The sequence below is a fragment of the Paenibacillus sp. GXUN7292 genome, assembly GCF_050864975.1.
GTDB lineage: Bacteria > Bacillota > Bacilli > Paenibacillales > Paenibacillaceae > Pristimantibacillus.
The window spans coordinates 14,703-26,559 of record NZ_JBOZWO010000035.1 but is presented as its reverse complement, the minus strand read 5'-3'; the positions used below and the strand labels follow the sequence as shown (position 1 = coordinate 26,559).

Annotated in this window: 11 protein-coding genes and 1 pseudogene; 1 reads left to right on the top strand and 11 read right to left on the bottom strand. The window is 42.4% G+C overall.

The features are described 5' to 3' along the window. Positions 1 to 169 precede the first annotated feature (169 nt). The 5 genes from ACRRU2_RS22305 to ACRRU2_RS22285 form a co-directional block, all read right to left on the bottom strand. Entirely contained in the window at positions 170 to 874 is a 705-nt protein-coding gene (locus ACRRU2_RS22305) for a transglutaminase-like domain-containing protein (protein WP_331700040.1), read from the bottom strand. 28 nt (positions 875 to 902) lie between these two features. Further along, positions 903 to 1,664, bottom strand: a complete 762-nt coding sequence (locus ACRRU2_RS22300; RefSeq protein WP_432505152.1) for a helix-turn-helix domain-containing protein — start codon at positions 1,662 to 1,664, stop codon at positions 903 to 905. Next, positions 1,664 to 2,584, bottom strand: coding sequence for an alpha/beta fold hydrolase (locus ACRRU2_RS22295; protein ID WP_432505098.1), 921 nt, complete (start codon positions 2,582 to 2,584; stop codon positions 1,664 to 1,666). The genes ACRRU2_RS22300 and ACRRU2_RS22295 overlap by 1 nt, the downstream gene beginning before the upstream one ends. Before the next feature lie 34 nt (positions 2,585 to 2,618). Next, positions 2,619 to 3,245: a TetR/AcrR family transcriptional regulator gene (locus ACRRU2_RS22290; protein ID WP_432505096.1), complete on the bottom strand. Its 627-nt coding sequence runs from the start codon at positions 3,243 to 3,245 to the stop codon at positions 2,619 to 2,621. Positions 3,246 to 3,551: 306 nt separating this feature from the next. Continuing rightward, positions 3,552 to 4,997, bottom strand: a complete 1,446-nt coding sequence (locus ACRRU2_RS22285; protein ID WP_432505094.1) for a DEAD/DEAH box helicase — start codon at positions 4,995 to 4,997, stop codon at positions 3,552 to 3,554. Positions 4,998 to 5,483: 486 nt separating this feature from the next. Here ACRRU2_RS22285 and ACRRU2_RS22280 point away from each other — a divergent pair, with 486 nt between their 5' ends. Beyond that, the gene (locus tag ACRRU2_RS22280; RefSeq protein WP_432505150.1) at positions 5,484 to 6,437 is read left to right on the top strand and encodes a TRM11 family SAM-dependent methyltransferase; all 954 of its coding nucleotides are present in this window, start codon (positions 5,484 to 5,486) and stop codon (positions 6,435 to 6,437) included. A gap of 205 nt (positions 6,438 to 6,642) precedes the next feature. Here ACRRU2_RS22280 and ACRRU2_RS22275 read toward each other — a convergent pair. The 6 genes and pseudogenes from ACRRU2_RS22275 to ACRRU2_RS22250 form a co-directional block, all read right to left on the bottom strand. After that, positions 6,643 to 7,179 (bottom strand): annotated as a pseudogene (locus ACRRU2_RS22275) (LacI family DNA-binding transcriptional regulator); the annotation flags it as partial. Between the two features lie 17 nt (positions 7,180 to 7,196). Then, a complete protein-coding gene (locus ACRRU2_RS22270) occupies positions 7,197 to 8,141 on the bottom strand; it encodes a nucleoside hydrolase (RefSeq protein ID WP_331700037.1) in 945 nt (314 codons plus the stop codon). 63 nt (positions 8,142 to 8,204) lie between these two features. Continuing rightward, the gene (locus tag ACRRU2_RS22265) at positions 8,205 to 8,801 is read right to left on the bottom strand and encodes a hypothetical protein (RefSeq protein WP_432505092.1); all 597 of its coding nucleotides are present in this window, start codon (positions 8,799 to 8,801) and stop codon (positions 8,205 to 8,207) included. Then, on the bottom strand, positions 8,801 to 9,895 hold the full coding sequence (locus ACRRU2_RS22260) for a hypothetical protein (protein WP_432505090.1): 1,095 nt from the start codon (positions 9,893 to 9,895) through the stop codon (positions 8,801 to 8,803). Before ACRRU2_RS22260 ends, ACRRU2_RS22265 begins: the two co-directional genes overlap by 1 nt. 48 nt (positions 9,896 to 9,943) lie before the next feature. After that, complete coding sequence (locus ACRRU2_RS22255) at positions 9,944 to 10,816, bottom strand: carbohydrate ABC transporter permease (RefSeq protein ID WP_432505088.1); 873 nt, start codon at positions 10,814 to 10,816, stop codon at positions 9,944 to 9,946. A gap of 14 nt (positions 10,817 to 10,830) precedes the next feature. Beyond that, a complete protein-coding gene (locus ACRRU2_RS22250; protein WP_432505086.1) occupies positions 10,831 to 11,781 on the bottom strand; it encodes an ABC transporter permease in 951 nt (316 codons plus the stop codon). Positions 11,782 to 11,857 lie beyond the last annotated feature (76 nt).

Here is an 11,857-nt window from a genome sequence, read left to right as displayed (position 1 = left end):
TTTGTAGGCTAATTTTATCCTTTACAGGGGTTATTTCATCAAAAAAATTAGACTACAACAGCGGTCGGAATCCCAATCTTGATCGCAGAGGCCCCCTTTTCTATTGCGTGTTGCAGCTATCCACAATGAATCGACAGTCTCCTGAGACACGCTTTTGTACGTAAATCAGTTATTTTGTACTCAACCTTATTTTGCTAACATTCCGATTCATAAGATGCCGAACCACATGCTGGAATATTTTTTTTCGCAGTGGGCTCAAATTCTGATTGTGCTTGGCGAAAAAATCATCTGCGCTATCATAAAGTCCCAAATCACGCACAATGCCTTCTTTTTGTACATAGGTATCATTTTCGTTCCAATAAATATCCGGGTTTTGAAAATTGTCGGTAGCAACACCATAACCGCAGAACGAGCCCTGGCAATCATCGAATTTCTCCTGCAGCTTTGTCAAATAAGGAACATCCAATATAAACCCTTCGAGATTATACCACTTGTTCTCATAGAATACCTCTACCCAGCTATGAACGATTTCATTAGGCGAAAGCTCATAATACCAGCTTTTCATTGCGCCTTTTTGCAGCTTTTTATCAATCGTAAAACCATGCATGCGGCAAGGCACCCCAACAGCTCTTAGCAGCGCCATAAAAAGAACGCCCTTTGTATTGCATTGACCGTAGCCATCCATCAAAACCTCTGAAGCCGGTATATCATCAGCTCTATTATATCCGAACAATATTTCATCTCTAACGTAATTATAAATGTTTAATATTTGATCCTTGGGAGCTTGACGGCCCCACTGTTTTTTATTTACTAATTGTTGAATTTCAGGATGAGTAAAGTTAAGCAACGCTGTTTCTTTCGTATATTGTTTCATAACAGCACCTCCTGCCTTTACTATACGATTATAGCAAGCATGAAACTTTCAAAAAGCTGCTATCTTTTCTAATATCCTTAGCTGCCATGCCAAGCAATCGCTTGCTCGTAGCAGCCAGATGGGAAGGACTGTCAAAGCCTGCAGCTAAGGCCGCATCTGTAATGCTTTGACCATTAAAAATCAAATAAATCGCCTTCTGCAGCTTATGCAGAACGATATAGCCGCTTAGGGATATGCCCGTATTTTGCTTGAATAAATGCGACAGCCTGCTGCTGGATAAATGGACTTGGCTTGCATATGAATCCACAGAATGCTCATGTTCATTGCAGTTTTTCAGATGATCGATAAATTGGGCGATTCTTGGATCAATCGTCTCTGGCTGCAAATACTTGGTGCCAAGCTGATCTAAGAACTGTACTAAAAAATGATGATAGCTGTCGCTGTCCTCAATGTTCAAATAGTGACTCTGGACAAATGATGCAGTGTTTTCTAGCCTGTCTTTTGGAAACTGATAATAATTACTGCCATTAATCAACTTCTTAAAGCTTCGTGCCAAATTAGAGGTGCTGTCTATTAATAACAGCAGTAAAGGCTGACCGTCCCCGTTCAGGCGATGATTGACATGAGAATCAATGACTATACCGGCGCAGCGCACTGTATTCCCTTCTATTTCTATTTCGAAATCAGACTGAAGGGACAGGGTCACCTGTAGAAAAGAATGCTGATGAACTTCGGCATCAATCGTATCCGATAAAATTAAAAGGTGATGGTCCGCCCCGTATAAATGCATCAATTGTAAGCACTCCTTATCGTTGTCTTGTCATTACTGCCTCCTAGAACGAACTGTATAATTTCATCATTAATAATTTCAGGCTGCTCATGATTTATGCCATGCCCGGCATTTGCAATCACTTTATAGTAATATCGGCCATCATCGAGTGTATGTATAAGATCATTTTTCCGGTTTAAGTGATGCTCTGCTATTAAAAAATAAAGCTTCTCTCTGACAGCGATACCGCGGCTTCGGTCATACTTTTCTATTTTATGGGCAAACATCGCTTGTTGGTTATGGCTTTTCATAAGCGTGATAAGGTGCTCTTCGATGATAGGGTATTTAGCAAAAAGATCAGTATGAGGCGAGCTTAGCTTTCTAAGCACTTTGGATAAATTGCGATAGGTGGGAACCAGTATTTCCGGGAACATAATGAGGAGAGTATTAAACATCGCTTTTAACGGATTTGTAACCATACCTCCTTCTAGACATACCACTTTATGGACTCTATCTGGATTGACGGCAGCATAGTTATACGCCATATATGCTCCATTGGACACGCCGGCCATATTGATTTTTTTGATGTTAAAATGATCAAGAATTTCATTAATCCATTCTACCTGGTTAAAAGAGTGCTTGGTGTAATTTTCATTAGGCACACTTTTTCCCGGTCCGCCGATCGTATCAACGGCAATGCAATAAAAATGCGTGGATAATTGCTTTATGTTCAATACCCACATAACGGCTGCATTATCTCCAACACCATGAAACAAAAGGAGCGGCGGATTTTCCGGCTTGCCACAAGTTATGCAATGCGTAAAACCATACTTCGTATCGACAGTATGCTCTTGATATTGTACCTCCCACCTGTCCATCAATTGATTATATGAGCTTATAACCTGTTGTTTAGCCTTATCGTTCTTGTATATTTTCACCATAGCCGTCTCCTCTCAAGCCAGTTTGCATTACTCGCTAATCCTTTCTCATAAAACGTAAAACGACCTCTGCTGATGGAAATGGAAGCTTACTGGTTGTTTGTATTTTGGAAATTGCTAAGCCCTGTATAAAAGAAAAGTAGGTCAAAGCCAGCAGCATCGGATCATCCTCTTTGATCTCTCCCGCTTGTTGGCCTTGTAGGATTAAAGGGATTAAGTATTCGAACGGTTTTCCCATCTTTTCTTTAGCTATTCGATTGGCTTCCTCCGGTATCGCTTCAGATGTAGTGGTTTGAAGTAAAATCAGTCTCCAATGCTGCATCGCTATACTGTCTGGAGATAAAAATGCTTCCGTCAGACAATTTATCTTTTCGAGCGGTGTTCCTGGCATCTCCGAAGCATCACGAACCGCCTGCCATGCTCCTTCCGATGCAAGCTCGACAATTTTGGTGAAAATTTCATCTTTGGATTTAAAATAGGTATACACATAACCTTGGCTGAAGCCTGCGCTTGCAGCAATGTCTTTTATTTTCGTGCCTACGAATCCTTTTTTAGAAAAAACCTCAATAGCATGCAAAATAATTTGTCTGACAGCACCATCGGGAACTAGCGCCTCGAAGCCTTCTTCGAATTTTGTTTGCAGCTCTTTGCTTTGCGAAGTCATGTATTTCACCTCGAATTTGAATGAACGTTCATTCAAATAATATCATGTCAATTGTTTAGCTTCAACTGATTTCTTTGTTGCAAGTAAAAACACCCTTTTCTCAATATTACTGTCTTCTTCTACGTTTTTCTAAATTAGGACAATAAAAGAGGAGCTATGTTAACCATAACCCCTCTTGCAAAAAATAAACTAGAAGCTCCGCAGTTCTTCCGAAGTTTCCTTTAAAATATCACTCTTTTCATCCATTTGATTAGCAAGCTTTAAGCATTCTTCTTTTTGTTCTTTGGTGAGCTCACCAAAATACTGCTATTTCTTCCCCCTACGCACCTTTAGCAGCTTGCCTTTAACAGTCGTATTCTTCATTAATTCAAGTACAAGCGAGCCTTTACCATTCAAAATCTCAACATCTGTAACATGGTCCAGTATCGTAATAATACCGATATCGTCTGCCGTTACCCCTTCTAGCTTGGCTATTGTTCCAACAAAGTCTACAGCTCGAAGCTTTTTCTTCTTTCCGCCATTGAAATTAAGCTTCATGATTTGCTTATTCAGCTGCTCACGTTTATCCTTCGTCACATCAGGACCAGCTTTTATTTTCCGTTCAAACGCTTCTCGACGAAGGCTTACAGCTACCTCCGAGGGAGCCTTTACTCTACTTATAGAAAATCCAATATACGTTTCAATATCGGCTAGTCGTCTTCCATCATTAGGAGTGATGAAGGTTATTGCTTTACCACTCTTGCCAGCTCGTCCTGTACGTCCTGTTCGATGAACATAGCTTTCCTTCTCAAGTGGAATATCATAGTTTATAACATGAGTAATGTTTGTAATATCAATTCCTCGCGCTGCCACGTCTGTAGCAATTAAGTAACGGAATTGCCCTCCCCTGAAGGCATTCATTACTCCGAAACGTTCTTCCTGCTCCATACCGCCATGAATACGATCACAAGGATAATCAAGCTCAATCATATTTTTAAATAGAAGATCCACATGCTCCTGTGTACGGCAAAAAATAATACAGCTATCTGGGTTCTCAACAATAAGCAGATCTTGCAGAAGCGTCAATTTTTCTGATTCCTTCACTTCAATCAGTGAATGCTCAATGGTGGTCGTCGTCAATCCGCTTGCCTTTATTTCAATATTAACAGGATGATCCATATACTGGCTTGACAGCTTCGCCACATCCTCTGGAAATGTAGCCGAAAATAACATCGTAACCCTGTCACTAGGCAGCGCCTGAATAATCGACTGTACTTGTTCAATAAAGCCCATATTCAGCATTTCATCCGCTTCATCTATAACTAAGTAAGCAATACGCTCCAGAGACAACGAGCCGCGTTCAATATGGTCGAATACTCGACCAGGTGTTCCAACAACGATATGTGTTCTTTGCTTGAGTTCAGCTTTTTGAATATGATAAGGGTACTTGCCATAAAGAGCTGTCGCTTTAATTCGCTTGTATCGCCCAATATTCGTTAAATCCTCATTTACCTGCACCGCAAGCTCGCGTGTTGGCGTTAAAATTAACGCCTGAGGCTTATTCTCATTCCAGTCCACTAGCTCGCACAATGGAATGCCGTAGGCCGCTGTTTTACCGCTTCCTGTCTGTGACTTAACGACAATATCCATCTTCTCTAGTGCAACTGGAATCACCTTTGTCTGAACCTCTGTTGGCGTTTCGTAGCCGAGGCTACTTAGCGCTTTAATTATCTCTTCACTTATTTGATAATCTGCAAACTGCATCTGATCCATTATTACCCTCATTTACGTTATTTTCGCTCATCCCACATATCGACCTAGGCCGAACATTATTGAGTATAGCATCTATTATGTGACTGTCGATTAATTGTGAATAGTGCAACAAGCAATGGAAAAAGACGAAGCTGCGAACAAGATTGGACTTACGACCACTGTTGTATGTCAATTTTCTCTAACCAAATTATCAGTTAAAATTGCCATACAAAGGCGGCCACTACCGTTTCTCCAGTTCCAATCTTGCTCTCCACTTCTCCTTCCTTTACTTTATCTAAAGTTGGCCACAATTAATCGACACTCTCATTATACTCGTTATTGATTTTTATTATAGAAATTTCGCTACACATTATGAAGCATTATTAGTCATTATTTACGAATGAAGGCTTCCTATGCATACTTACTCCTATCTAGCAACATGTCGCTTCTTCTTTATTTAGCGTATAATAGGATGTTCTGTACGTTAATAAAAAGGATGTGACGATACTGAACATGAATAAATTAGAACCATTATATATATACACTTACGGGTATCGTGTAGAGGAAACCGGGCTATGTCAGCTAGAGATGCGAATGTTTTTCGGCAAAGATACGAATGGTAAAATTTTAATGAGTCCTGTAGCCGTCCAGCCTGACCGCAGCCCTTTTATGAGAGAACGATTGGAAGTCATGTATGAAGGTGAAAATCTCGAAGAAATATTAACGCAGGTTAAACAGATACAATTAAACGAAAAAACCTTTAAGATTATTTTTGTAAAAACAAATGATTTAGCACCCGAGGAAGAACTAGACTTCGAAGAGCAGCGCAGCATTGAACGGGCACTCGGGGAATACATCGAGGCTGAAGCCAGTATGCGCCAGCCCGATTTCTTATTTGGCATCATAACTATAGGTGGTCGCTGGTATTTCGGCAACTATATTAGTAGTAAAGCCATTTGGTTAAACCATATGAAAAAGCCAAGAAACTACTCCATTGCTCTGAGTACGCGTGTAGCGCGGGCTGTCGCCAATATTGCTGTCCCTGAACCTACAGGAGTGAACGCAATTGATCCCTGCTGCGGCATCGGGACGGTACTAGTCGAAGCGCTCTCCATGGGGATAAATATAGTTGGACGAGATATCAATCATTTCGTTGTTCGAGGTACGAGGGAAAACTTAGTTCATTTCAACCTGCAAGCCGATGTAGTATGCGGCGATATTTCTGAGGTGACTGATCATTACGATACAACTATTATAGATATGCCCTATAATCACTTCTCGCACACAACACCTGAGGCACAGCTTTCCTTGCTGCGGCATACTCGCCGAATTGCAGACAAAGCCGTTATTGTAACTGTTGGCGAGATCGATGATTTAATTAAGATTGCTGGTTTGACGATTCAAGATCGCTGTACTACTAGAAAGGGCAATTTTGTTAGACAAATTATTGTTTGTACTTAGCTCTAAACCCTAATAATATGACAAACAAGCTGACTATTGTTAACTATTAGAGTCAGCTTGTTTTAAAGAACAAATACCACTAGAAGCCTACGAAGAAGATTACACGTATGTCTGCAGCTTATGACCGATTTTGTGAGAATAAAATTTTTCGTTACCCCACATAGGATACTATTAACATAATGTGAGATTGTTAAATCTCTTGTTTCTTTATTAGAGTTATCAATGACTTGGCCGCTTCTTTTCCCAATTCACGAGCTGCTAATCTGCCGCCTTCTTTACCATTCAAGTAAATAGAAGATTCTCTTATCGATCCGCAATCCAAAAATACAGTTGGAATGGACAAATGTTCATAGTTGACGTTATCAACTAGATTTGTTGCAGAAATCAGTCCTACTACATTATTTTGTACAAAAGTTTGTATATAATTTAGTTCTTTTTCCAGCTTCTCGTCACAATTACCAAAAAGCAAATAAAACCCCTCATTCTGAAGCTCATCCTCTACGCCGCGAGCCAACTCAGGAAAAAATGAGTTCGTAATGTCCGGCAATAGCAAGCCTATTAAACGCGACTCTTTCCTATATAAAGAACGCGCCACTTCATTTGGAATAAACTTCAGTTTTTTAATAGCATCTTCTACTTTTTTTCTAGTATCCTTTTGGACATATCCTCTGTCATTTAATACGCGGGAAACTGTTGCTACAGATACACCAGCTAGCGCTGCTACTTGTCTAATTGTCGGCAATGCAATAATTTCCTTTCTTAGCTTCTCTCTTCGCCGCTCCCGGCACTCTCCGCAATCTTAGTAAACAAATCCTTGAAGATCGGGTCACGCGTAATAAAGTAAGCACAGCGGATGAAATGTCGGTTCGTATCCTTACTCCAGCGCAGGTCGTCGGATAGCACTGGACTGTGAACGACCGAGCTCCAGCACCAGTGCGGGTTGTTGAGCCATGCTATGACGGATATATCCCAAATGACGCGCGAATAGGCAAAATGGTCTTTGGCGCAGTTTTTATAGGTTTCATACAAATAATCGCCGATCGCGCCTTTGCCCTTCACATAATCTCTCAGCTCCGAAAGATTGGTATGCAGATGCGTTGCCACGCCGACGCATGGTACAAGAATTAGCGGCACTCCGCAATCCAGCAGCAAACGCGACGAATGAATATCCTGCATGAGGTTGAATTCTCTTGTATCCGGCCATTCCAGGGCGTTGCCGCCCAGCCATACAACTACAATTCGTTCAATAATAGCCGGCTCCATCAAAATAGCCGATGCCACATTCGTAATTGCGCCGATGCCAACGACATATAGCGGGTCGGAAGGCTCGGAAGCCATAGCGCGCTCTACCAGGTTCCGGGCTGCTTCGCTTTCAACCGGACGATTCGCCTCCGTCATAAAGCTTTCTGATCCGCGATACACTGGAATATCCTCACTGCCCAAGATTTTTCTGATTTTGAGTATTTCCTGATAGCTTTTTTCCATACCATCTGCCGGTCCTTCGGACAACTCATTATAGAAAGGAGCTGCATAAAAAGCTTCTACCTCCATCTGATTAGAGGATAAGATCGCATAGGTTACTGCAAACTGATCATCTATTTCGTTAAAGGTATCTGTGTCCAATACCATTCTTATTTTTTTGCCGGGATGCGTTAATTTACGCATCATTTCATCTGCTGGAATCACTGGAAAGCTAGGTTGCATCGTTGTCACTCCCGTTTATGTTCTGCTGCCTGTTATTCAGATTTGTTTCATATCGCTATATCCCTAGCTGTAAGCCACCTCGTCATACCAGGGCAGTTCTTTAAACTTTGCGGCTTTGCGGTAAAACTCGGCAGCTGTTTTTCCCCTCAAACCATTAAGTAAACAGAGGGCAAGCGCTCCAGAAAGCCCGATTATATTTTCATTAGCTGCAAGCTCAATTCGTTCTATGGCAAACTTGTTTGCTGCTGTTTGGATATCATTGCCTTCTCTCTCATCATCCTGTTTATAGTGAATTACAATATCGGTAAAACAGTTCGTTGAACTAGCTGCACGGTTAAATGAGTTATCCATTCCATTTAGTTGCACAAATACTGTTAATGCACTGCGTTCTTTTGCATAACGAATAGCTGTTTCGCGTTGTTCCAGCGGCAAATCATCCGCTAAAAATAATGTGTCGCCAGGCATCAGTTGATGATACAGCCGTTGCAGACGCCGGGTATGAAGCTCTCCCTCTGTCCACCAATCTCGAATAAACACATGGTTGTCTTCGAGCTTTCGCTTGGTCTTCTCGTCCAAAATGCCAATATAGTTTATATCCACTTTCATTCTGGCCGCGGCAATAGCAATATCCTCCGCTTGCAGAACATAAATTCTCGACATCAGCTGTCGCCCTCCTTTCGGACGCTGCTCAGCTCCGTATGATAGATGCGATATGTCCAGAGAAAATGAGTCGGATGCAGCTTCGACACGGTAACAGCCGTTGATAGCGCAGTTCCCGGCATCCGCCAGCCGTAATCATTTTTAATGAGTCCGGCGTTATGGTTGCGCGGGAAGCCGGTATCTTTTTCGCTGTAGTTGTAAAGCACCTGCCAGCCGCCCTCATTGCGCTCAAATTTTTCTCTCGGTATAACTAGCAGTTGCACATAGGATGAAATAAATCCTGGCACCCGATCCTTGTCGAACGGTGTTCCTTCCCGGGTCAAGTAGTAGCAATCCGTTTGGCGATCCCATAAAATCGACGGATTAAAGATAGACACGTTAGGGTCCGGATTATATCCTTCACTTGTTTGCTGATTTATGTCACTACTGATTTGCTCATCCGCTTGATCATTTAACGTTGCATTCCATACACCACCCTCATGCATCAGCACTTCTTCTCCGATGATGGGATTGTCGGCGTTTGAGAAATCGAGATCGCGCCAGAAGGTTTTCGTAATATGCATTCTGCGTTCGTATTCATGAATGGATTTGGTGTATAGCATACGAAACTTCCCTTTGCCATCAAGCGATAAAATGCAAGGCTGTCCCGCTCCCCAGTGGAACATCTCCTCATAAGCAACAATAGGGTTGGCATCGTATTTGATATAGGGTCCTTCAATCTGTTTGGCGAAGGCTATGCCAATTTGGTTATGGTAGCTGTAATGAATGTCGCAGCCGAGAAAAACCATCATCCAGTTATAGGTCTCTCCCTTGTAGTGGAACTCCCCTTTAATGACATCGGGATCGCATACATGAATGCAGTCCCAGCCGAGTCGCGATGGCTCCAGTACGCGGAACTTCTCGCCAAATTCCCATAAACCGTCCCTTAGCTTTCCTTTCCGCGCATAGATGTCGTCTATGACCAGCCCCGGCTGAGTGTTGGCGCAATAAAAGACGTACATCGTTTCCTCATCCGTACAGACGGGAGCAGGACAATAGTTATAGATAAGATCAGCATCACTGAACATTTCATAGATTTTTCCTGCCACAGGCATATTTATTTCCTCCCTTCTCCTATTTACCATCTCACCGCATCTGCTTGCTTACCCTTTCAAGGAACCGACCATAAAGCCCGTTACAAAGTATCTTTGCAGGAACGGATACACGCATAGGATCGGTACGGTGCTGATCATAATAGCCGCCATACGAATTGTTTGCACACTGATGCTTTTTTTCACTTGCGGCGGAATATATTGGCTGTTGGAGATAACGTCCGCCTCGCGGATCATTTTCATCAGAAACAGTTGTAGCGGCATTAAGTCTTTATTAGTCGTAAAGATCATGGCGTCGAAGAAGGAGTTCCAGTGGTACACCGCATTCCATAACGCCACTGTTGCCAGAACGGGTACGGAGAGCGGAATGAACATGGACCAAAAGATACGGAACTCCCCTGCTCCGTCGACCGTAGCAGATTCATGCAGCTCCTCTGGTATTTCTCTGAAGAACGAGTTGAAAATAATCATGTTGAATACAGAGAATAGCGACGGAATGATATATACCCAAAAGGAGTTGATTAAATAGATGTTTTTGAGTACTAAAAAATAAGGAATAAGACCGCCGTTAAAAAATAAAGTAAACAAATGCAGCCAGTAGTATGGGCCGCGTCCGATCAAGTTTTTACGTGACATCGCGTAAGATACCATCGCTGTAAAGAGGATGCTCGTTACAGTTCCGATGACGGTACGCAGCACGCTGATTTTCATACCTGTAAAAAGGCGCTCATCCTGCAACACCACGCTGTAATTGGACAGGCTGAACTCTCTTGGGAACAGGTAGATGCCTCCGCGCATATAGTCGTTGCCTTCATTAAAGGAACCGATTAACACGAAGTAGATCGGATAGATCGTAATTAGACAGAAAATGGCCAGCAATGTGTAGTTTACGATGTTGAACCAGTCTAGCCGCTTAGCAACCATTTTACTTCCTCCTATCAAAATATCCCTCTGCCCGCTACTCGTTTACTGATTAAGTGACCGGTCACAAGCAGTATAAGAGCAACTGCGGATTTGAACAGGCCGACTGCCGTTGTATAGGAGTAACGCATTTGTGTAATTCCCATTTTGTAGACGAATGTATCAATAACTTCGCTTCGCTCCAGATTGAGCGGGTTTTGGAATACCCAAATATGGTCAAAGGATGAATTAAGCAAATTACTGACGGATAGCAGGAAAAAGACGATAATCGTACCGGATATGGACGGAATTGTAATATGCCATATGCGGCGGAAGCGTCCCGCTCCGTCTATCGTAGCGGCTTCATAAAGAGTAGGATCAATCGATGTGATTGCCGCCAAATAAATGATCGAGCCCCAGCCAAGTCCTTTTATAAGTGATGTAATAATGATCAGTCCCCAGAACGCTCCAGCTTCTCCCAGGAAAGAGACAGGCTCGTCGATGATGCCCAGTTTCATTAATAACGGCACGACCATGCCTGATTCAACCGAGAGCATATTAATGACGATACCGCCGAACACAATCCATGAGATAAAATGCGGGAAATACGTAATCGATTGCACGAACCGCTTGTAGCGTTTGTTGGCAATTTCATTAATGAGAATGGCGAATATAATTGGCGCAGGAAAGTTAATAATCAGTTGAAGCAGGTTCAAACCAATCGTGTTGAATAAAATATCTCGGAATTGATAGTCATTAATAAATTCTTTGAAGTAAGCCCAGCCAACCCAAGGTGCTTCCGACAGGCTTTTCATCAAATTGACGGAATAGTCTGCCTTTTTAAAAGCGATGACGATTCCAAACATCGGCAAATAGCAAAATACCAGTATAAAGACGATGCCGCATAATGCCATTAGCTGGATTTGCCATTGCTTCAGCAGACGCGACGGCAGGCTTGGTTTACGCGGCACTCCTGTTGTTTGCTGCACAACGTGCGCCTCCTTCCCTTCTTCAGGATACAAGCAGCCCGTGTGATTGACCTGCAACCGCACGGGCTGTTAACTT

Bases quoted from the DNA above. Each gene is read 5' to 3' on its own strand.
- ACRRU2_RS22285 (WP_432505094.1), bottom strand. From the start codon at position 4,997: ATGGATCAGATGCAGTTTGCAGATTATCAAATAAGTGAAGAGATAATT.
- ACRRU2_RS22270 (WP_331700037.1), bottom strand. From the start codon at position 8,141: ATGCAACCTAGCTTTCCAGTGATTCCAGCAGATGAAATGATGCGTAAA.
- ACRRU2_RS22305 (WP_331700040.1), bottom strand. From the start codon at position 874: ATGAAACAATATACGAAAGAAACAGCGTTGCTTAACTTTACTCATCCT.
- ACRRU2_RS22260 (WP_432505090.1), bottom strand. From the start codon at position 9,895: ATGCCTGTGGCAGGAAAAATCTATGAAATGTTCAGTGATGCTGATCTT.
- ACRRU2_RS22255 (WP_432505088.1), bottom strand. From the start codon at position 10,816: ATGGTTGCTAAGCGGCTAGACTGGTTCAACATCGTAAACTACACATTG.
- ACRRU2_RS22300 (WP_432505152.1), bottom strand. From the start codon at position 1,664: ATGCATTTATACGGGGCGGACCATCACCTTTTAATTTTATCGGATACG.
- ACRRU2_RS22265 (WP_432505092.1), bottom strand. From the start codon at position 8,801: ATGTCGAGAATTTATGTTCTGCAAGCGGAGGATATTGCTATTGCCGCG.
- ACRRU2_RS22295 (WP_432505098.1), bottom strand. From the start codon at position 2,584: ATGGTGAAAATATACAAGAACGATAAGGCTAAACAACAGGTTATAAGC.
- ACRRU2_RS22290 (WP_432505096.1), bottom strand. From the start codon at position 3,245: ATGACTTCGCAAAGCAAAGAGCTGCAAACAAAATTCGAAGAAGGCTTC.